Below are 19,932 nucleotides of genomic sequence, written 5' to 3' on the forward strand. Positions count from 1 at the left end.
ACCATGACATTGAAAGAATTAGTGGTCGGTTTCGCCACCCAGGTACGCAGTATTTGGATGATAGGGCTTCATGCCTTCCATAAACGCGAAACAAAAATGTATCCGGAAGAGCCGGTTTATCTGCCACCCCGTTACCGTGGACGCATCGTTCTGACGCGTGATCCTGACGGTGAAGAGCGTTGTGTTGCGTGTAACTTGTGTGCGGCGGTATGTCCGGTGGGATGTATCTCACTGCAAAAAGCTGAGCATAAGGATGGTCGTTGGTATCCTGAATTCTTCCGCGTCAACTTTTCGCGTTGCATTTTCTGCGGCCTGTGTGAAGAAGCGTGCCCCACTACCGCGATTCAGTTGACGCCCGATTTTGAACTGGGTGAATTCAAGCGTCAGGATCTGGTGTACGAGAAAGAAGATCTGCTGATTTCAGGGCCAGGTAAATATCCTGACTATAACTTTTACCGTAAGACAGGTATGGCAATTGACGGCAAGGATAAGGGCGAAGCCGATAATGAAGCCAAGCCTATCGACGTTAAAAGCCTGTTGCCGTAAGGAGCGATATTCATGGAATTTACATTTTATGTCGCAGGGCTGGTTGCTATTCTCGCAACACTCAGGGTAATAACCCATACGAACCCAGTGCATGCACTGTTGTATCTGATTATTTCTTTATTGGCACTGTCTATCGTATTTTTTTCGATGGGAGCCTATTTTGCAGGTGCTTTAGAAATCATCGTTTACGCGGGCGCAATTATGGTGTTGTTCGTCTTCGTCGTGATGATGCTGAATCTGGGAAAATCAGTTGTCGAGCAGGAGCGGCTATGGTTACAACCGAGAGCTTGGATTGGCCCATCAATCCTGTCTATTGTCCTGTTGATTGTATTGGTTTACGCCATCAGTACTCTGTCATCTGCTGAAATTAGTGGTGAAGTGGTCAGTGCCAAAGAAGTGGGCATTAGCCTGTTTGGCCCTTATGTATTAGCTGTCGAACTGGCCTCTTTGCTGCTGTTGGCAGGATTGGTAGTGGCTTACCACATCGGCCGTGAAAACCGACAAGGGGAAGTGATCAGCAATCGTACGGAGGACCAACAATAATGATAGCGTTACACCATGGCCTCATTCTGGCGGCTATTCTGTTTACATTGGGCTTCACCTGCCTGATTATCCGCCGCAATCTGTTATTTATGCTGATCGGGTTGGAAATCATGATCAATGCTTCAGCGCTGGCGTTTGTCGTTGCCGGCAGCTATTGGCTCCAGCCTGATGGTCAGGTGATGTACATTCTGGCCATTACTCTGGCAGCAGCCGAGGCGAGTATCGGTTTGGCACTGTTACTACAGTTGCACCGTCGTCGCCAAAACCTGAATATTGATACAGTCAGTGAGATGCGCGGATGAACTTACTCTATTTAACAATTCTGCTGCCACTGCTGGGATTTTTGCTATTGGCATTTTCCCGTGGCCGCTGGTCTGAAAATTTGTCAGCCACTATTGGGATTGGTTCTGTTGGGCTGGCAGCGTTGGTTACATTCTGGGCTGCGATTGATTTTCTTAACCAGAATGGGGCAGGGGGGCTGGTTTACAGTCAAACGTTGTGGAACTGGATGGCGGTAGATAATTTCAGCATCCCTATTAATCTGGTGCTGGATGGTCTATCGCTGACGATGCTTAGTGTTGTGACCGGCGTTGGTTTTCTGATCCACATCTACGCTTCTTGGTATATGCGTGGTGAAGAAGGATACTCCCGCTTTTTCGCCTATACCAACCTATTTATCGCCAGCATGGTGATATTAGTGCTGGCAGATAACATCCTGCTGATGTACCTCGGCTGGGAAGGTGTAGGCCTGTGCAGTTACCTGTTGATCGGTTTCTACTACAAAACCCCTGCCAATGGTGCGGCGGCAATGAAAGCCTTCATTGTGACTCGTGTTGGTGACGTATTCCTTGCTATTGGCATGTTTATCCTTTACGACCAGCTTGGTACGTTGAGTTTCCGCGAATTGGCGGTATTGGCACCACAACATATTGAAATAGGTTCTAGCGCGATCACCTGGGCAACCTTGATGATTCTAGGGGGGGCTGTCGGTAAATCAGCGCAGTTACCATTGCAAACATGGCTGGCGGATGCGATGGCCGGCCCAACACCGGTTTCTGCCCTGATCCATGCCGCTACAATGGTTACTGCGGGTGTTTATTTGATTGCTCGCAGCCATGCATTATTCTTGATGGCGCCTGATATTTTGCATTTGGTCGGTATTATTGGTGCGATCACTTTGCTGTTGGCAGGTTTCGCAGCACTGGTACAGACAGATATCAAACGGGTGCTGGCTTACTCCACCATGAGCCAGATTGGCTACATGTTTCTGGCATTGGGCGTACAGGCGTGGGATGCAGCGATCTTTCATCTCATGACCCATGCGTTCTTTAAAGCGCTACTGTTCCTGGCTTCTGGCTCAGTGATCCTGGCCTGCCATCATGAACAAAACATCTTCAAAATGGGGGGCCTGAGCAAGCGTATCCCATTTGTTTATCTCTGCTTCTTGGTGGGTGGCTCTGCGTTGTCGGCTCTGCCATTACTGACAGCCGGTTTCTACAGTAAAGATGAGATCCTGTGGGGGGCGTTAGCAAATGGTCATATGAACCTGATGCTGGCGGGGCTGATTGGAGCATTGATGACATCGCTGTATACCTTCCGCATGATCTTTATCGTGTTCCACGGTGAAGAAAATACCCATGCTCATCCAGTCAAGGGTATTACCCATACCTTGCCATTGTCCGTATTGCTGGTGCTGTCCACTTTTGTTGGCGCACTGATTGTGCCACCGCTGGCGGGTGTTTTGCCTGAAAGTAATGCAGGGCATGATGGTAAAATGACATTGGAAATCGTTTCTGGTGTGATTGCCGTTGTCGGTATCTTGCTGGCGGCTGCATTGTATCTGGGCAAACGTGGTGTGGTTAATGCCACGGCTAACAGCGCACCAGGACGCTTCTTCTCCACATGGTGGTTCTATGCCTGGGGATTTGACACGCTGTATGATTGGGTATTTGTGAAACCATTCAAGGGCATCACTCGCCTGTTGCAAAGTGATCCTTTGAACTCACTGATGAACATTCCAGCCATATTGTCACGTTGGGGCAATAAAGGGCTTCGTTGGAGTGAGAACGGACAAGTCCGTTGGTACGCTACCTCTATGGGGTTGGGTGCAGTGCTGGTTTTAGCTCTGCTGCTTTTGGTTTAATTAAGGGACATATTGCGCCATGCTACTACCTTGGCTAATTCTTCTGCCCTTCATCGGAGGCCTGCTGTGTTGGCAGGCCGAGCGCTTCGGCACCCGTATGCCGCGTTGGATAGCGCTTCTGGCGATGGGACTGACGCTGTTACTCTCCCTGTACCTGTGGTTACAGGGTGGTTATACACTCACCAACCCACAGGGAATACCACAGTGGCAATCCGAGTTTTTGCTACAGTGGATCCCACGTTTTGGCATTAGCATCCATCTGGCACTGGATGGTTTATCCTTGCTGATGGTGGTGCTGACTGCATTACTGGGTTTGATGGCAATCCTCTGTTCGTGGAATGAAAACCAGCCATACCAGGGTTTCTTCCACCTGAATCTGTTGTGGATATTGGGCGGTGTGATGGGGGTCTTCCTTGCCATTGACCTGTTCTTGTTCTTCTTCTTCTGGGAAGTGATGTTGGTACCGATGTACTTCCTGATTGCACTATGGGGACACAGAGGTTCGGAAGGTAAAACCCGTATCACTGCGGCAACGAAATTCTTCATCTATACTCAGGCCAGTGGTTTGGTGATGTTGATTTCGATTCTGGCATTGGCTTTCATTCACCATGATGCAACCGGTGAATGGACATTCAACTATGAAAAACTGTTGCACACGCCGATGTCATACCCTGTTCAATACTTGCTCATGCTGGGTTTCTTCATTGCATTCGCAGTGAAGATGCCGGTTGTTCCTTTACACGGCTGGCTGCCAGATGCTCATAGTCAGGCACCAACAGCAGGTTCAGTTGACCTCGCGGGGATCTTGCTGAAAACCGCGGCGTATGGTTTGTTGCGTTTCAGTTTGCCTCTGTTCCCACAGGCCTCTGCGGAATTTGCTCCGATTGCGATGTGGCTGGGCGTCATTGGTATTTTTTACGGTGCGTGGATGGCATTTAGCCAGACTGATATCAAGCGCTTGATTGCCTATACCAGTGTTTCCCACATGGGCTTTGTACTTATCGCCATTTACACAGGTAGCCAATTAGCTTATCAGGGAGCGGTGATCCAGATGATTGCACATGGCCTGTCAGCCGCGGGCTTGTTTATTCTGTGTGGTCAGCTCTATGAACGCCTGCATACCCGAGACATGCGCCAAATGGGTGGATTGTGGGGAAGAATTCAACTCTTGCCTGCGATATCCCTGTTTTTTGCGGTAGCGACATTGGGTATGCCAGGAACCGGTAACTTTGTTGGTGAATTTATGATCCTGTTTGGCAGCTTCAGTAAATTTACCTTAATTACCACGGTCTCCGTGTTCGGTTTGGTTTTTGCCTCCGTTTATGCACTGTATTTGATGCAGAAGGCTTATTACGGTACGCCAAAAACGGATAAGCCCTTACAGAGGATGGATGTGCGTGAAATTTCCATTCTGCTGCTGTTGGTCGTCTTATTGGTGATTTTGGGCGTTTACCCGCAGCCAATCCTTGATACCTCAGCCGCCGCAATGAGTAACATCCAGAATTGGTATTCAGCTTCACTTTTAACTACAAGGCCGTAATTCGCCATGACAATAACTTCTGAACAATTGATCGCACTGTTGCCGCTATTGATCGTCGGATTGACGGTGGTGATTGTGATGCTGTCCATTGCGTGGCGACGCGATCATTTCACCAATGTCACCTTGACGGTGATTGGTCTAAACCTGGCGCTGTTCTCTCTCTATTTTGTGGGACAGCAGGAGCCAATGGATGTCACGCCGTTGCTTCATGTAGATCGTTTTGCAATGTTCTATACTGGCCTTGTGCTAATTGCGAGCCTTGCAACAACGACATTTGCCTACTCATGGTTGGAAAATTACCCCGATAATAAAGAAGAATTTTATCTGTTGGTGATGATTGCGGCGGTTGGGGGAATTCTGCTCTCTGCTGCCAACCACATGGCATCACTGTTTATCGGAATTGAATTGATCACTCTACCTCTGTTTGGTTTAGTGGGTTATGCGTATCGCCAGAAACGTTCGTTGGAAGCGGGCATCAAATATATGTTGCTGTCTGCGGCCGCGTCTTCATTCCTGCTGTTCGGTATTGCATTGTTATATGCAGAATCTGGTGATTTGTCTTTTGCATCACTCGGCAAGAGTTTGAGCAATAGCAAACTGTATGAACCGTTAGTGCTGGCTGGTTTGGGAATGATGATCGTAGGATTGGGCTTTAAACTTTCCCTTGTGCCTTTCCAACTGTGGACGCCGGATGTTTATCAAGGCGCACCTGCACCGGTATCAACCTTTCTGGCAACAGCAAGTAAGGTTGCGATCTTTGCAGTGATCATGCGCTTATTCATTGAAGCGCCAGTGGCTGAAAGCGCAACCTTACGTATTCTGCTGACTGTGATTGCTATTGCATCTATCCTGTTTGGTAACTTGTTGGCATTGACACAAAGCAATATCAAACGACTGCTGGGTTACTCATCCATTGCTCATTTGGGATATTTGCTGGTAGTACTGGTTGCCATCAAAGATCATACCTTGGCAGAAGAGACGGCAGGTATTTATCTGGTCGGTTATTTGCTTGCCAGCATCGGGGCATTTGGCGTAGTCAGTCTGATGTCCAGCCCATACAGAGGGCCCGATGCGGATTCACTGTTCTCATATCGTGGTTTGTTCTGGCATAAACCGATCCTGTCAGCGGTAATGACTGTCATGATGTTGTCATTGGCGGGAATACCATTAACATTTGGTTTTATTGGCAAATTCTATGTCATTGCAACAGGTGTTGAAGCAAGATTATGGTGGCTGACTGGTGCGGTTGTTGTGGGTAGTGCCATCGGTCTTTACTATTATCTACGCGTGATGGTGAGTTTGTACCTGCCGGCACCGAAAACACTGAACCGTGATACACCACGTAATTGGGCATTTACTTCTGGCGGGATTGTGGTGTTGCTCAGTGCGTTACTGGTATTGCTCCTTGGTATTTGGCCACAACCGCTGATTGATATTGTTCAGCAAGCGAAAAGCGGCATGTAAACAAAGTGTTAAAAACCATTTTAAAGACCCAGCCATCGTTGTCTGGGTTTTTTTGTTTATAAGTGTCAGGTAACAGTACTGATGTCAGAAAAACTGGCTTTGTGATATAAGGCTTTGAATACGTGAACTCACTGGCGTGGCACGGGTATTCGTCACGGCAGATAAAACGAATCCAGATGATCATGGGGATCATTACAGCTTTTCAACCAAATTAACTCTTTATCATTCATGTGATTATTTCTATTTTTGTGGTTTTATCGGAACAGATCCCACACGTTGTATCCAATATTGCTCTCAACCTCTAGGTAGAAAATTTTGGGTTGAGCAGGGAAGTAAGGTTGCGAGGGTTGCTATTGGCGGTACACTTACTACCAAGATTATGGAAGGTTGTCTGGTGCTGATACCCGACAGTGATGACACCAAAATCATTATGCAACAATGCCAGCGGCAGCAAGACCAGTTCAGCGAGATTAAGCGATGAATACGGGAGCTGATTGGTGATTATAAAAGCAATTAAGGGCAGGGAATGAGCGGCTCTTAAAAAAAGAAAGCCAGAAGATTATGCTGATATTTCTGGCTTTTTATTTATGTATAAAAACGGGTCATTCCAAATAAATTGTTTCTTCTGGCAACAAATTGTAAGCCATATCCAATTTATTCATTTTGACCAATTCATGAATTTGATGCGCCCTATTCGTAATATCCTCAATGTTGATAATCCATTTATTTACATAATTTTCCACTGCTTGATTACGCAGACCAATTTGTATGGTTCTCTGTTCTAACTTATTTAAATGAATGTCTCGTTCAGGATCCCATTGAATAACCACATCACTTTGCTGAATTTCTTTTTTCCATTCCTCCTGAGAATTAAACAAAGTAGGGTCATAATGACTAATAACACCCTGCCGAAGAATTTCTCTAAATCCCTCATGTGTGATATCAATAGCCAAAATACGTTCTTGACCACTATCTTTCTCTCCCCAACCAGCACGATACATCATCCATAAAAATGAAGGCTTAATCCATGTCATACGTGTCATGCTAAAAGGGGGAGAAACGAACGTGTTATGTTTAATAGCACTGTCAGCAATGGTAGAAGAATAAGCCTGATACACTCTAACCGATTGTTGCGTGTAAAATGCTCGTATTGAGTTTTTTTTATACGTCGACATAACCATCCTATTTTGTAATTTAATGTACTATTTATTCTGATATATCGGGATATACGGCACGGTAGAAAGAAGAAAGCCGGAAGATCATGGAGATCTTCCGGTCCCTTATTAAGATAAAGAAGAGAGTTTTTCTAAATAGTCAATATCATTAATGATCCAATATTTTTCATTCTTAGGCAGTATCAAGCGTTGAAAGAGCGCGGCAGGAAGTGAGTTCGCACCTCATTTCTGCCGCTAACCACAACCAACTAGTTAGGAGTTGAATGATGGCTAAGGCGCATTCTAGGCAAAACCGTGCCGTAAATAAAGCGGCAAAAACAGAACGTTATTACACCGTGGGATACGTGCCGCAAAACGGCAGGCCGAACCCCCGACCCGCGATAAATTTAACGGGACGATGGCTTAAAGCAGCAGGCTTTGATATTGGCGGCACACTCACGGTCAAAATTATGGCGGGTTGTTTAGTGCTCATTCCTGACAGCGACGACACCCGTACCATTAAGCAACAGTACCAGCGCCAGCAAGACCAGCTCAGTGAGATCAAGCTCAAAATGCAGGAACTGCTTGGCGACTATACAAGCCGCTAAGGGCAGGGAATGAGCGGCTCTTAAAAAGAACAAAGCCGGAAGATCACGGGGATCTTTCCGGCTTAATCTACGCTAAAAAATCAGTTATTTTATCGTAGTGATTCAAACCATTGATAATGAAATTTTGCTTGCTCTTCTGGGGTCACACCAACATCTTTATCATCAAAATCAAATATATGAACAATATCTTCAGGTAAACCATGTTGACCCAACGTAGTCTCATAAGCCACTTTACCTAAACCCATATCCCTCTGCATTGCAGAAGGAAACACATTTTTTTTGCCCCTTTACAAAGAAAAACTATATCTTTTAATTGGTTTCTTAAATCTATAAGGCATGAAAAATAATCAGTGTCATTTGATTCTGCCAACTGATTGTTATTATGAAATATTCTTAAACAACAATGCCTATCAGGAGAAGTAATCAAATGTAATTCAGCTTCTTCTTTTTTCCCATTTATTATTATGTTGATTTTTCTTTTATCAGCGCCTGTCATTTTCCATACCTCTTTGGATTTAAAATAGTATAGTCCCACATCTCACCATCGGCATTAACTGCTCTTGCACCTAATATATTTTCAGATTTAACCCCTCCAGGCATTGCAATTTCTACTTCCCCAGGATACGGCGATTTTGAACCTAGCACCTTGTTTACATCTATACCATGATTAGTTTTCATGGTGTACATATAGCCGCTTTGACTTCCATAATTTGTTGCAAAACCAATAGTTTTACTCGGATCAATAGTGGTACTTATAAAATTGCTTGGAGGATTTTTATTATCTAATGCGTGCAGATACAAATCATTGCTTGGACCTCGTGTTTCAAATCCTTTATCAAAAATTTCAGTGAAGCTTCGTGTATCTCCGCGATACGTTATAAGGTAATCACCTTTATTCCCAATCCCACCTGCCAGCCCATAGGGATCAACCCATTTGGAGGGATTATGCACATACCCATACGGATTAAACCCGCCCAATAATCCCGAAGGGGTCTTAGGGCAGGTTCCGGTGCGGTTATACTTTTTTAAGTGATTTTTTCCTGATTATCATCTTGTTAAAGAACCTCCCTTACCCGTTTTGCCCATTCCCGCGAACCTAAAATGCCGATGTGCACTTTTGGCCGGTTTTGACGCTTGCGCCGATGTGCAGTATAGCGCCCCTTTTTCTGGTTGATGGGGTAATCAGATTGATTTTGTGCGGTTTTTCACTGTCGGCAACGGGTGAACGCTGCCCGGCTTGCCGGGCGGCGGGCGGCCGTTCTGCGGGGGCGGGCGGCACAGAGTCCGCAAGCGGCGCCCTGCGACGCTCGGGTGCACGGTTGCTTTGGGCTTTGCCACGGTTTTGCATGACCGCACCCTGTTTACAAGGGAAGCCCCCTCAGGGGGCTGCACGGGGCGGAGATGGCGAGCACGGCAACGAGCGAGGAGCGCAGCGACTGCGAGCCGCGCGCAGACAATGCAGCAGGGTTGGGGCGGGGGAGGTAAAACAGCGGAGGCCGTAGGCCGACCTGCCTACAGGGTTGTTGGCCTGAGCCACTCAAGGCAGCTAAAGAAGGTGCGGGTGAGATGCCGGATGTGGCACGGTGTTCCGGTTCGGCGCGGTGTTGGGCAGGTATGGGCGCCGGTGCTGACAGCAGAAGGCGCCAGCCTTGTGCGGTGCCCCCCGCGATGCTGACAGCGGGGGCGCCAGACATAATGCAGATTGTGCGATGTGAGCCGCTCTTCGGGGGTTGGCGGAACGGCGGGGCGGAACGGCGAATTTCGCACAATCTCCCTGCATTATGTTAAATGGGCTTTGGGCAGCCGGCACTGAGTGATTGGGGACACCGTGGCCGCCGCTGACCATTGCCCATTTACCCCCGCCGGCACCGCAGCCTCCGGGCAGTCCGGCCACGGTCTGCCCCTGCACGGAACCCCGCAGACTCAACGGGGACGGGGGCGCTGTCCGCTGGCACCGAGGTGGCTGTCTGGCACGCTACTTTCCGCGGATTCAGGGCATGGGCGGCTCTTCGGGGGTTCGGTGTCAGCGTTTGGCGGCTGGTTATCTGCCCGCTCGGCCGGATGGGTCTGGCTGTGCACCTGCCTGAGCTGTTTGATGGCGACCCGCGTATACACCTGAGTCGTGTTGAGTTTCTCATGCCCCAGCATCGCCTGGATATGGCGGATATCCGCGCCATTGTCCAGCATCTGCGTCGCCATAGAATGCCGGAACAGGTGACAGGCACCCGGCTTGTCTAGCTGCGCCTGATGGCGGATGGCCTTGCCGGCGATTTGGGTCAGATGCCCCAGACTGAGCGGCCTGCCCTTTTGCGAGATAAACAGATAACCGCTGTCATGACTTTCTGCCAACTGTGGCCGAACCTGCACCAGATAGCGTGTCAGCCAGCCCAGCGCCCGCGCGCCGATGGGCACCACCCGGTCTTTATGGCCTTTGCCCTGATTAACCACAACCGCCCCGCGTTCGAAGTCGATATCACCCCGCCGGAGCTGGCGCAGCTCCATGCGCCGGAGGCCACTGCTCCACAGCACTTCCAGCATCACCCGGTTGCGCAGCCCCAGGATACTTTGGTCGTCAAGGCTGTCCAGCACCTGCACGGTTTCCCGTTCACTCAGTATCTGGGCGGGCAACCGCTTCTCTTCTTTCGGCAACACCAACTGCTCGGTCGGGTTGTAGAGGATGTGATGCCGTTGCAGTAGCCAGCGGAACCACAGCCGCAGGGCGATTAACCGTTCACGCTGGCCGTTATGGCTGTAAGGCTGGCCATCGGCCTTGCGGTAAGCCCGCAGGTAGCGCTGCCAGCTTTCCAGTAATACCAGCGTCACCTGTGCCGGATACTGCACGCTGCGCTGTCCGCACCAGTCCACGAACGGTAACAGCCGTTCCCGGTAGCTTTCCCGTGTGCGCGGGCTTTTTCCCTGTGCGACCAGCGTATCGAGGTACGCGTCCAGTTGCGCCCGTAAGGTGGCGTGCAGGGGATTAGGTGGGTTTGTCATGCGGATGTTCCTTCTTTTTTGTTGTATGGGTAGCGAAGAGAGCTGTACGGGCGGAACAGTGTTTTTTGGCTGATGCCGACCACTTTGAGGGGAAGCCTTGCTGTATCTGCCTTTGCCGGGATTTAACCATCCCGACTACCTGCCGACAACAAGCCGACTGACAGGCGACCGACTGGGCTTTAACCCCGACCGGATAACGTTATACTGCCCGCTCAGGGAACAATAAGGCCACTCAGGTGGGCGGTATCGCTGTCTGCCCCGTCGAACAGCAGTTCATAGACGAACGTCAGGCCACGACGGTGCAACAGCAGGTATTCCATTTCGACCAGCCGTGAGAGATGCACCTTAAGCTGGGTATCACCCCACTGCACCGCATCCCTCAACTGTTTGCGGGTAAACCGCATTTCGTGGCGGGGCTGGCCGCTTTCTTTTACCCAGCCCTGGATCAGCAATAACAGCTTGCGCGTCTGCGGCGGCATTTCGTCCAGTGTCCGGCCTAAGATTTCATGCGCCAACTGATTGGCGAGCCGGATATCGTCTTTGCTCACTTCGATGTATTCCAGCGTTTTCCCGCGATGCTCCGCCGTTTTGATTTCCCGCTGGTACTGGTGCAGCAACGCTATGCTCTGAATGAGGGTCAGGTATTTCATATGGTCTCGCCGCGTGCGGGTTTTGTCTGACAGGAACGTCAGTTGTGACGCATACGGATTGACCACATTCAACGGCTTAAGCAGCCGCTGGGCGTTCTGGTGAAGCTGCATCAGATAGTCCCGCTCGTTCTCAGCCAGCAAGCCTTCGAGCGTCTGCTTCTGGCGCTGCAACGCATGGATGGCTTCCGTCTGTTCACGGGATTCATTGACCGTCAGCACCAGACAGCGGTTGAGCAGCTCTTCATCCACATCAATGGCGGTGGTGGTCAGCATCAGCATCACCGGACCTTTGACGGTATAGCTTTTGGTGACGAGGTTGCCGGTCGCCTCATCCTTGCCGGTGCTGGCCATCGTCAGTTCACCATCCGACTGCAACAACTTCAACGCATAGGCCGCCTGCCGCACCCCTTCTTCTTCGGCGATAGCCAATATTTTGTGCTGGAGATTGGTTTCCCCCAGATAGAACAGGCTTTGCCCGGTCATGGCGCTGTACTGGATGCGCTCTTCCTCGGGGATCAGGTTCAGCACCGCCTCCATCAGTGAGGATTTGCCGGCGGCGCTGCTGCTCTGGATAAGTACCGCTAACGGTTTGGGTAACTTTCGGCTCACCGCCGCCAAAAAACCGGCCAGCAAGTTAGTGGATTCGCCGACCACACCGCAGGCCGCCAAGTCAGTGGTGATACGGGCCGTCAGGTACGGATCTTGCAACAAGGCCAGTGCCGCTTCCCGCTCTGCGATCCCCATTTCAGGTACGCGGGGTTCGGTGCCTTTGGCGGGCTGCTGCTGCCACTGTTCGACCGCCAGTAACACCTGCCCCAGTGCCCGCCGGAGGTCGCCTTCGGCCAGTCCCAGCTCAGCGGCAGCCAGCCGGGCGTAACTGTTGCGTGAGCGCCCGCTCATCAGATCAACCCCGTCGGCGAACAACACGCCGCTTTGCCTGTCCAGCACCTGCGCATTGAGCTTCATGGCAACCGATCCCGCTTTGACCGCACCCAGCCCGCGCAGGCACCATTGCAGCGTGCCGACTGACACGCGCAGCTCGCCATGCTCACCGGACTCACAGACGACATTTGGCATCACACCGGACGCAGGGTCAGCGGCTAAAGGGGAAGCGGGGGCTGGCGCGGTGTCCGGCTCAGGCGTCTGGCGCCCAAGTGCCACCGTATCCGCCACACCCTGCATCGGCACGGCGCTGTCAAGCAGCAGGGCAAAGGCAGTTTCCGGCTCAGCCACCTGGCACAGATATTCGTTCGCATCCCTGCCCGACGGGAACACCACGCGCAGGGGCGTGATCCCTTTGGTCGCCAGTGCCGCCGCCAGTTTGACCGCGGCATCATTGCCGGCGTTGTCATTATCGAAAGCGATCAGCACCTGCTTAATGCCGTACTGTTCAAAGGCTTGCCAGTGATCAGCTGTGACGCCATGCACCCCATAGGCCGCCGTCACATTGCGTTGCCCCGTCACCCAGAACGACATCGCATCAATCAGCGATTCACACAGGATAAGCGTTTTGGAGGCACCCAGCGCGGCTTCATTCCAGACGCCTTTGTGTGCCCCCGGCAGGTACAGATGGCGGATGATGGACTGGCGCAGGTCGTCGCCGATTTTGCGCCCGTACAGTTCGTGGATTTGCCCCTGTGCATCCATCACCGGCACAACCAGCGAGCCGCGCAGGTGCTCCCGCCCGTTCTCCCGCAGCACGCCGATGGCTTGCAGACGGCGGCGAACCTCTGCCCCGGCCTTGTATTTACTGGCTGGCAGACGGTAAGCGAGCGTTCGGTTGGCAAAGCCCAGCTTAAAATGGCTGACCAGTTCAGGATGGTTGAGCCGCCGTTTGGACAGGTACGCTTGTGCCTCCGGCGCATTCAGTAACGTATGGTGATAAAACGCAACCACCCGTGACAGCAACACCTGCTGCCCGATGGCATCACCGGCCAGCTCTTCCGGCTGCACCAGCGGCTCCACCGCCGGATTGTGCCCCAGCACGGCACGCAGGCGCTCCACGGCATGGCGCAGGCTCAGACCCTCGGTGTGCATGACCCAGTCCAGCACCGACCCGCCCGCATCACAGCCAAAACAGTGGTAGAGATTTTTCGCTGGGGTAATGATCATTGAGGGCGTTTTCTCCTCATGGAACGGGCACAGCACGGTCATGTCTTTGCCACGCTTAAACAACTGCCGACCTTGTTGCTCAATGATGGCGACTAAGGGAACGGCGGCTTTCAGGTGCTGTAATTCTGCGTCGGGGATGCGAGCCATATCGTTATTCCTTTAAAAACCCGTCAAGATTCTTTACATGTATTATATTAGTACCTATAATGTAACTATTGTCAAGGGCGCATTACCGGAGGACTTACATTATGGATTCTGTTTTATCATGGAGTTCTGACATGAGTTTCTCTGCCCGTTTAATTCAACTACGGAAGCAAAAAGGATTGACCCAGCAAGGATTAGCTGATGCTGCTAACATTCATGTCCAGCAGGTTAAACGCTATGAAGCCGGAACTTCCGAACCTTCCGCAGAAGCGCTACGCAAGTTAGCTAAAACGTTTTCTATTTCTGCTGACAGGTTACTTTTTGAAGAAGGAGAAAGGACACCATCTAATGAGTTTCTTTTCTTGTTTGAAGCGATTAATGAGTTTCCCGAAGAAGAAAAAAACGTCATTAGAGAGATGCTGGAAGGGATGGTGATTAAGTATCAGGCGCGTAAGTGGTTGAAGAGTTAAGGTAATAGAATGATTTAGCGCGATAACAGCAGGCGGCTACCTGTTGTTATCGCTAACCACAACCAACTATTTGAGGTAGTTAATGATGGCTAAGGCGCATTCTAAGCAAAACCGTGCAGTAAATAAAGCCGTAAAAACAGAACGTTATTACACCGTGGGATACGTGCCGCAAAATGACAAGGCCAGTGCCCCGCCGGCAATCCATCTTAAGGGGCAGTGGCTTAAGGCAGCAGGCTTTGATATTGGCGGCACACTCACCGTCAAGATTATGGAGGGCTGTCTGGTGCTGATCCCTGACAGCGACGAGACTAACAGCCTCAAACAGCAATACCAGCGCCAGCGAGAGCAAATCAGCGAAATTAAGCTCAAGATGCGGGAGCTGCTTGGCGACTATACAAGCCGCTAAGGGCAGAAACTGAGCAGCTCTTAAAAGAAGAAAGCCGGAAGATCATGGGGATCTTTCCGGCTGATTTCATGGGTTATTAATCTCTATTTTAGGGCGATACTTTATATTTTACTTTTATCGGAGCAAGCTATAGATATAAACTCTTCAAAATCACTATTTTTATTTAACTTACCAAGTTTGAATGCCGGAGCTATATAATTGGAAAAAATAAACATATATTTTGATGCTATTTTTGCAGCATCAAATCTATTATTTGCCACCTTTTCACCAATATATATTCCCTCACTATCTTTCTTTCCAAAAAAGATAGAAAGATCAATATCATAAAAACAAGAATAATTTCCACTGTAATCCTCTGAATCAAACAGCCTGCCATGTATTGACACTACTGCTATAATCTCTTTAGTTGTAGATAATGGATAATTAGCTCTAGAGATAAATATATCATTACGAAAGAAAGCGTCTTCTACTAAAAAACGTTCGTCCTCACTAGATATATCAGCTAAAATACTTGGAGGTACATCATACATGTTGTTTTTCATAGTAAACCAGCCTGCCGGAATATGAAAGCATTCTAACGGGTTGTATTTCTGGAAAATATTAATCATCATTTAACCTTTTTCAAATAACCATTATAGTCCTGAGCAGAAATAGGATGCCCATGAAATTCATTTGTACTATTTGTTACTTCAACTCGCATATATTGAGTGGGTTTACCATTGTTATATCCAATATTTCTTCCAGAATCATAAATATAATAATCGGAACCTCCTGATTGAGGGGAATATGTACCTTTTTGCAAGGCTTCTTTTTCTATTTTGTTTCTAAATTTAGTTGCTTGATCACCTGTTATTTTTCCATGCCCAATACTCTCATCCCAATATTGAGCTGCTCCGCCTTTGCTAGAAAGCCCCTTAGCTTCTTCTTGAGTTCTTGCGAGAGTATGTTTTTTGTACTTTGCTGAACTTGATGTATGTCTTCTTGCTCGGTCTTCCTTCGCTAGTTTGCTTTCTTGCTCTAACGCATTACCACAATCATCACCAGCTAATCCAAACGGATCAACAAAGTTGACCGGATTATGCACATACGAATACGGATTAAACCCGCCCAGCAGCCCGATGGGGTCAGGACTTATATACTGCCCGGTCTCCGGCGAGTAATACCGGAATCGATTATAGAATAAATCCGATTCTTCATCAAAATATTGGCCTAAAAACCGCAGGTTACAGCTAACATGGTAATCTGCATGGTTGGAGGCAACCACCTGAAAACGCTCCGCCTGCCCCCAGGTATTCAGCCGCTGTGCCCAGACCAATACCCCTTGTTCGTCCAGCATCTCGCGCGGGGTGCCCTGATGATCGCTCACAATATAGTGTAGCTTGCCTTTTTCAAAACGCGCCGATGGCGTGAGTGAACCGGGTTCGTAAAGCCAGCGGAGGCGCTGCTCTGTTACTGGCGTGCCATCGGCATACAACGGCGTCTCCTCAATCAGCTGGTCACCGCTCCACAGGTAAGCCTGACCGACGATGGCATCCGCCCGCAGCTCCAAATCCGGCTTGCCGGCCAGCCACAATTTTAAATTCGCCGCCGCCAGTTTTCCATCGTGAATTTTCAGTTTTTGGATACGCCGCCCAAAAGCATCATATTTATACTGCCAGCGGGAGCCATCTGGGGTTTCACAGTGGGTGAGCTGGTTTCGGGTATCCCAGCGGTAGCGCCAGATTTGCGGGCGGAAGCCGTCATGCTGTTCGGTTTTTTCCACCAGACGACCATTGTCATCATAGCGATAACGGATATCCCCCTGCTGCACCACGCGCCCGGCTTTCTGGCGCTGCGTAATTTGTGCCATCGCGCCGTAGGCATCTACAGGCAGGTGTTGGCTGAGGTTGCCATTCGCATCATACCTAAATTGCTCTTCATGCGGACGGACGCCATCGAACAGGGTATGCAGTATCTGATCGTTTGTATTGTAACGATAGCGGGTTTGTCCCCAGCGGCTGTCGTCAATCACCCGCACGTTATAGGCGCGGTCGTATTGCCAGCTCCGGTTGACGGCGGTGGCCTGTGGCGGGAAGTACGGGTCATTCTGTGCCAGTGTTTCACGAAACAGTTTAGTGGCCTGCCCCGCCGATTGGTGCGCCAGCAGGCCGGTGGCCGTATAGCGGCTGGCGAGGATAAAGCCGTCAGCAGTTTCCCGCACCGTTTCCCGCCCCAGCACATCATGCTGGAATGTCAGAGGCGTATGCTGGTTGAACTGAAAATGAGCCAGGTTACCCAACAAGTTATAACCGAAGTGCAGGGTATTGCCATCCAGACTTTCACTGACTAGACGTCCCGTCAGATTGTCCCATTCACGGGTAATGGCCCGTCCGTTGATACGTTCACACGTGGGCAGGCCAGTAGTCTGGTCGTATTCATACTCCACCACCGCATCGTCGTTGATGGCTTTTGCTAACTGGTGACGGGCGTTGTATTCATAAGTGGTCTTAGCTTTCAGTACCAACTGATTCTCTTCCGGCTGCCAGCTTTCCTGTCTGACCAGTAAGCCCACTGCGGAATAGTGCCAGCGAAGCTGTTGCCCATCGGGATACTGCACTTGCGTGCGTCGCCCCAGTTTATCGTACTGATAATCAAGGGTACGCCCGGTAAAATCGGTTTCCCGGATGATTTGCCCTGCGGCATCCCGTTCATAACGATAGGTTTCGCCGGTGGCGGCCGTTACTGAGTTTAACCGAGTCAAGCGATCATAGCCAAAATGCAGCATCGTACCATCAGGCCGAGTCACCTGAGTCAGCAGGTCAAACGCGCCGTAAGTGTAGCGTGTGGTGCGCCCTTCGCCATCTGTCACCGCCACCACACGTCGTTCACTGTCATACTCGAGATGCTGGGTGACACCATCCGGCAATTCAACTTCGGTCAGGCTGCCATTCAGACTGGCATGAGCATCACTGTAATGGTAATGGGTTTGCTGTTTCAGAGCATCGGTAAGTTGACGCAGGCGCCCCAGTTCATCCAGTTGCAGGCCGGTGGTCTGCCCGTCCGGCGTCATCACTGCCGCCAGCCGTTGCTGCTCGTCATAGGCGTAGTGCCACTGGCGGCCATCCGGCAGCAGTCGCTGACGCAATTCACCGTGCGTACCGTATTGATATTCCTCTTTGTGCCCCAGCGGATTAGTCAGCGACGTCAGGTTGCCTTGCTCATCATAGTGAAATTGCCAGCGTTCACCGGTTGGCTGGACACTTTCGATGAGCTGCCCGTGCTCGTCATAACCGTAAGCAAAAATATCACCGGTCGGCAGCTTCACTTCGGTCAGTGCACCGTCCGGATTGTAATCGAAGGTAGTGATAGCCCCTGCGGGATCGGCTTCCCAGACGATTTGGCTGTGACGCCACTGACGGCGGGTAATACGCCCCAGCGGATCGACTTCGCGGAACACCAGTCCGTTGTGATCATAATAGTATTGAGTTTTACCACCTTCTCCATTCTGGTAGGTAGTGATACGCGCCCGATCATCATAATGAAAATGGTCACACCAGTAACCGCTGGGAGAGGTCGTGCTGAGTACTCGCCCTTTTTCATCATAAGTCAGGCTAAGATCGGTTTGGTCAGTATCGTGCCAGCGGGTCATTCTCCCGTGCACATCATACTCATGCCACAGATGGTTATGTTGGAAGGCATCGCATTCTGCCAGATAGCCCTGTGGATCGTAATGGCAGGTCACCAGCCGCTGCTGTTTCTGCGGTTCGAGATAATCCACCGTCTGGATGTGTTGCCCTTGATAACCCAGCATCAGCCGGAAGCCATCCGTGCGCGTAACTTCGATCAGTTGCGACTGTTTATCGTAGATAAACTGGATCGCGTTCTGGCGACGATCAGTGATGGCGGACAGCTTACGCAGAGATCCGACCGCATGATTAAAATGGTAAATGAGCTGGGACTGACGATCAGTGAGTTGCAGTTCGCCCGTCAGCTCACCCGTTAACACGTAATGCGGAATATGCTGGTTACGGGCGAGTACCTGTTCCTCTGGCGTGGTGAAATCGTAGATCACGCCATCGGCATCGGTAAAATTCACCTTGTCGTCGCTCAACACTAACTGGCGTGACCAGTCATCCGCCCATTTCGGCCCAAACAGGCCGCTGAATTTGGCGGTAGAGCGATAGGTGCGGGTCAAGGTGATCGGCAACAGCCCGGGAATGACAATCACCGGCCAGACTTGCAGGAAGTCACCGGTGGCCACATCAACGGGCTCGCCTTCTTTCGTACACGTCCCGTTGCAACTCCCTTCTTTGTTGTTGGACTTGTTATTAACGAGGTCTTTTTCGGTGTTTTTGGGGTTGACCGGTGTGGGGTTGGTGGTTTCCGGCTTTTTGCCATCGATTTTGGCACCTTTTACGGCTTTGGCTTCCTCAGTAACGACTTTTTTTTCCGCTTTGGTCGCCACAGTACTGACTTTGTTGGCGGCAGAAGCTAATTCAGTTGCGCCCATTTTCATCACAGAGATTTCCCTGGCAGGCAAACCAATCATCTTGAGAACCTCAATCTCAGTTATCCCTGCTTCTTGTGCTCGATTGGTGGGCTTAGATTTCCAGTCATTCAGATTAAATTCCCCACTTTGCTTTTTCTGAATTTCTGCGACTTCACGTACCGTCTTTGCTTTTTCAGTCTCCCCATATACTTCAAGCCATCGGGCTGTATATTCCGAATCTTTGGTACTTTCAAAATAAGCGCCCTGGATATAGGATTCTACCGTGTCAACCACGGTGTTATAGGCACCTTTGACATGTCCTTTAGCCCGCTCAACCGGATGTATTATCCCTTCAACATGATTAATCGTCTTCTCCTTCGCCCAATCAACGACGTCATCTTTGGCTTCCCACACTTTTGTCCACCAACTTTTTTCTTCCGGCGTTTCTGCTACAGGAAGGGTATTGGCTTCTGCTGCTGACACTTGCGCTGGGGCGGCTTGCGCGGTGGTTTTTCCTAATGTATTTCCTGTTCCGGTCGGACTGTCATCGCGAACCTTTTGTGGTAACGGGGAATTCGGTTTTGGGGGAACAATATTAGTATCGTACTTTTTCGGGCTGGCTGGTTCTTCTGCGTTGGCCGCCGTTTTGCTACCTGTTCTGGCTCCGTTGTTTTCTTCCATGTCAAATTT

Annotated in this window: 18 protein-coding genes; 10 read left to right on the forward strand and 8 right to left on the reverse strand. The window is 50.2% G+C overall.

Annotated features, from left to right (window positions below):
• The first annotated feature begins 3 nt into the window (after window positions 1–3).
• From nuoI to ACE1SE_RS12915, 7 genes are all read left to right on the forward strand, one after another.
• Window positions 4–546 carry an NADH-quinone oxidoreductase subunit NuoI gene (nuoI, locus tag ACE1SE_RS12885; RefSeq protein WP_045958195.1) on the forward strand — a complete coding sequence of 181 codons (543 nt, stop codon included), beginning with the start codon at window positions 4–6 and terminating at the stop codon, window positions 544–546.
• Window positions 547–558: 12 nt separating this feature from the next.
• Window positions 559–1,089: an NADH-quinone oxidoreductase subunit J gene (gene nuoJ, locus ACE1SE_RS12890; RefSeq protein WP_374051239.1), complete on the forward strand. Its 531-nt coding sequence runs from the start codon at window positions 559–561 to the stop codon at window positions 1,087–1,089.
• Entirely contained in the window at window positions 1,089–1,391 is a 303-nt protein-coding gene (gene nuoK / locus ACE1SE_RS12895) for an NADH-quinone oxidoreductase subunit NuoK (RefSeq protein WP_074018590.1), read from the forward strand. Before nuoJ ends, nuoK begins: the two co-directional genes overlap by 1 nt.
• Window positions 1,388–3,232: an NADH-quinone oxidoreductase subunit L gene (gene nuoL, locus ACE1SE_RS12900; RefSeq protein ID WP_374051240.1), complete on the forward strand. Its 1,845-nt coding sequence runs from the start codon at window positions 1,388–1,390 to the stop codon at window positions 3,230–3,232. Before nuoK ends, nuoL begins: the two co-directional genes overlap by 4 nt.
• 19 nt (window positions 3,233–3,251) lie before the next feature.
• A complete protein-coding gene (gene nuoM / locus ACE1SE_RS12905) occupies window positions 3,252–4,772 on the forward strand; it encodes an NADH-quinone oxidoreductase subunit M (RefSeq protein ID WP_374051241.1) in 1,521 nt (506 codons plus the stop codon).
• Between the two features lie 6 nt (window positions 4,773–4,778).
• Window positions 4,779–6,236, forward strand: coding sequence for an NADH-quinone oxidoreductase subunit NuoN (gene nuoN / locus ACE1SE_RS12910; RefSeq protein ID WP_374051242.1), 1,458 nt, complete (start codon window positions 4,779–4,781; stop codon window positions 6,234–6,236).
• 136 nt (window positions 6,237–6,372) lie between these two features.
• Entirely contained in the window at window positions 6,373–6,717 is a 345-nt protein-coding gene (locus ACE1SE_RS12915; protein WP_374051243.1) for a hypothetical protein, read from the forward strand.
• 121 nt (window positions 6,718–6,838) lie between these two features.
• On the opposite strand, the gene ACE1SE_RS12920 is transcribed toward ACE1SE_RS12915, so the two are convergent.
• Entirely contained in the window at window positions 6,839–7,411 is a 573-nt protein-coding gene (locus ACE1SE_RS12920) for a DUF4291 domain-containing protein (RefSeq protein WP_374051244.1), read from the reverse strand.
• Between the two features lie 266 nt (window positions 7,412–7,677).
• Here ACE1SE_RS12920 and ACE1SE_RS12925 point away from each other — a divergent pair, with 266 nt between their 5' ends.
• A complete protein-coding gene (locus ACE1SE_RS12925; RefSeq protein ID WP_374053670.1) occupies window positions 7,678–7,998 on the forward strand; it encodes a SymE family type I addiction module toxin in 321 nt (106 codons plus the stop codon).
• A gap of 89 nt (window positions 7,999–8,087) precedes the next feature.
• Here the strand turns inward: ACE1SE_RS12925 and ACE1SE_RS12930 are convergent, their stop codons facing one another.
• From ACE1SE_RS12930 to ACE1SE_RS12950, 5 genes are all read right to left on the reverse strand, one after another.
• Window positions 8,088–8,243 (reverse strand): hypothetical protein, encoded by a 156-nt coding sequence (locus ACE1SE_RS12930; protein ID WP_374051245.1) that lies wholly within the window; start codon window positions 8,241–8,243, stop codon window positions 8,088–8,090.
• Window positions 8,234–8,494, reverse strand: a complete 261-nt coding sequence (locus tag ACE1SE_RS12935) for a hypothetical protein (RefSeq protein ID WP_374051246.1) — start codon at window positions 8,492–8,494, stop codon at window positions 8,234–8,236. The genes ACE1SE_RS12930 and ACE1SE_RS12935 overlap by 10 nt, the downstream gene beginning before the upstream one ends.
• Entirely contained in the window at window positions 8,491–8,949 is a 459-nt protein-coding gene (locus ACE1SE_RS12940) for a scabin-related ADP-ribosyltransferase (RefSeq protein ID WP_374051247.1), read from the reverse strand. Before ACE1SE_RS12940 ends, ACE1SE_RS12935 begins: the two co-directional genes overlap by 4 nt.
• A 972-nt stretch (window positions 8,950–9,921) precedes the next feature.
• Window positions 9,922–10,992 (reverse strand): site-specific tyrosine recombinase XerC, encoded by a 1,071-nt coding sequence (gene xerC / locus ACE1SE_RS12945; RefSeq protein WP_374051248.1) that lies wholly within the window; start codon window positions 10,990–10,992, stop codon window positions 9,922–9,924.
• Between the two features lie 212 nt (window positions 10,993–11,204).
• The gene (locus ACE1SE_RS12950; protein WP_374051249.1) at window positions 11,205–13,901 is read right to left on the reverse strand and encodes a CHC2 zinc finger domain-containing protein; all 2,697 of its coding nucleotides are present in this window, start codon (window positions 13,899–13,901) and stop codon (window positions 11,205–11,207) included.
• A gap of 131 nt (window positions 13,902–14,032) precedes the next feature.
• Between ACE1SE_RS12950 and ACE1SE_RS12955 the strand changes: the two genes are divergently transcribed.
• Both ACE1SE_RS12955 and ACE1SE_RS12960 read left to right on the forward strand, forming a co-directional pair.
• Complete coding sequence (locus ACE1SE_RS12955; protein WP_374053554.1) at window positions 14,033–14,368, forward strand: helix-turn-helix domain-containing protein; 336 nt, start codon at window positions 14,033–14,035, stop codon at window positions 14,366–14,368.
• Window positions 14,369–14,453: 85 nt separating this feature from the next.
• Window positions 14,454–14,774 carry a SymE family type I addiction module toxin gene (locus tag ACE1SE_RS12960; RefSeq protein ID WP_374053553.1) on the forward strand — a complete coding sequence of 107 codons (321 nt, stop codon included), beginning with the start codon at window positions 14,454–14,456 and terminating at the stop codon, window positions 14,772–14,774.
• Window positions 14,775–14,875: 101 nt separating this feature from the next.
• On the opposite strand, the gene ACE1SE_RS12965 is transcribed toward ACE1SE_RS12960, so the two are convergent.
• Complete coding sequence (locus ACE1SE_RS12965; protein WP_374051250.1) at window positions 14,876–15,316, reverse strand: hypothetical protein; 441 nt, start codon at window positions 15,314–15,316, stop codon at window positions 14,876–14,878.
• Window positions 15,317–15,381: 65 nt separating this feature from the next.
• Complete coding sequence (locus ACE1SE_RS12970; RefSeq protein WP_374051251.1) at window positions 15,382–19,923, reverse strand: RHS repeat-associated core domain-containing protein; 4,542 nt, start codon at window positions 19,921–19,923, stop codon at window positions 15,382–15,384.
• Between the last annotated feature and the right edge of the window lie 9 nt (window positions 19,924–19,932).

The sequence above is a fragment of the Xenorhabdus taiwanensis genome (genome assembly GCF_036512875.1).
Taxonomy (GTDB): Bacteria; Pseudomonadota; Gammaproteobacteria; order Enterobacterales; family Enterobacteriaceae; genus Xenorhabdus; species Xenorhabdus taiwanensis.

What these genes read in the sequence shown, in the direction of transcription:
- nuoJ (WP_374051239.1), top strand. Translation starts at nt 559, where the DNA reads ATGGAATTTACATTTTATGTCGCAGGGCTGGTTGCTATTCTCGCAACA.
- nuoM (WP_374051241.1), top strand. Translation starts at nt 3,252, where the DNA reads ATGCTACTACCTTGGCTAATTCTTCTGCCCTTCATCGGAGGCCTGCTG.
- nuoN (WP_374051242.1), top strand. Translation starts at nt 4,779, where the DNA reads ATGACAATAACTTCTGAACAATTGATCGCACTGTTGCCGCTATTGATC.
- ACE1SE_RS12920 (WP_374051244.1), bottom strand. Translation starts at nt 7,411, where the DNA reads ATGTCGACGTATAAAAAAAACTCAATACGAGCATTTTACACGCAACAA.
- ACE1SE_RS12925 (WP_374053670.1), top strand. Translation starts at nt 7,678, where the DNA reads ATGGCTAAGGCGCATTCTAGGCAAAACCGTGCCGTAAATAAAGCGGCA.
- ACE1SE_RS12950 (WP_374051249.1), bottom strand. Translation starts at nt 13,901, where the DNA reads ATGGCTCGCATCCCCGACGCAGAATTACAGCACCTGAAAGCCGCCGTT.
- ACE1SE_RS12960 (WP_374053553.1), top strand. Translation starts at nt 14,454, where the DNA reads ATGGCTAAGGCGCATTCTAAGCAAAACCGTGCAGTAAATAAAGCCGTA.
- nuoI (WP_045958195.1), top strand. Translation starts at nt 4, where the DNA reads ATGACATTGAAAGAATTAGTGGTCGGTTTCGCCACCCAGGTACGCAGT.
- ACE1SE_RS12965 (WP_374051250.1), bottom strand. Translation starts at nt 15,316, where the DNA reads ATGAAAAACAACATGTATGATGTACCTCCAAGTATTTTAGCTGATATA.
- nuoL (WP_374051240.1), top strand. Translation starts at nt 1,388, where the DNA reads ATGAACTTACTCTATTTAACAATTCTGCTGCCACTGCTGGGATTTTTG.
- ACE1SE_RS12955 (WP_374053554.1), top strand. Translation starts at nt 14,033, where the DNA reads ATGAGTTTCTCTGCCCGTTTAATTCAACTACGGAAGCAAAAAGGATTG.
- ACE1SE_RS12970 (WP_374051251.1), bottom strand. Translation starts at nt 19,923, where the DNA reads ATGGAAGAAAACAACGGAGCCAGAACAGGTAGCAAAACGGCGGCCAAC.
- ACE1SE_RS12930 (WP_374051245.1), bottom strand. Translation starts at nt 8,243, where the DNA reads ATGGGTTTAGGTAAAGTGGCTTATGAGACTACGTTGGGTCAACATGGT.
- nuoK (WP_074018590.1), top strand. Translation starts at nt 1,089, where the DNA reads ATGATAGCGTTACACCATGGCCTCATTCTGGCGGCTATTCTGTTTACA.
- ACE1SE_RS12935 (WP_374051246.1), bottom strand. Translation starts at nt 8,494, where the DNA reads ATGACAGGCGCTGATAAAAGAAAAATCAACATAATAATAAATGGGAAA.
- xerC (WP_374051248.1), bottom strand. Translation starts at nt 10,992, where the DNA reads ATGACAAACCCACCTAATCCCCTGCACGCCACCTTACGGGCGCAACTG.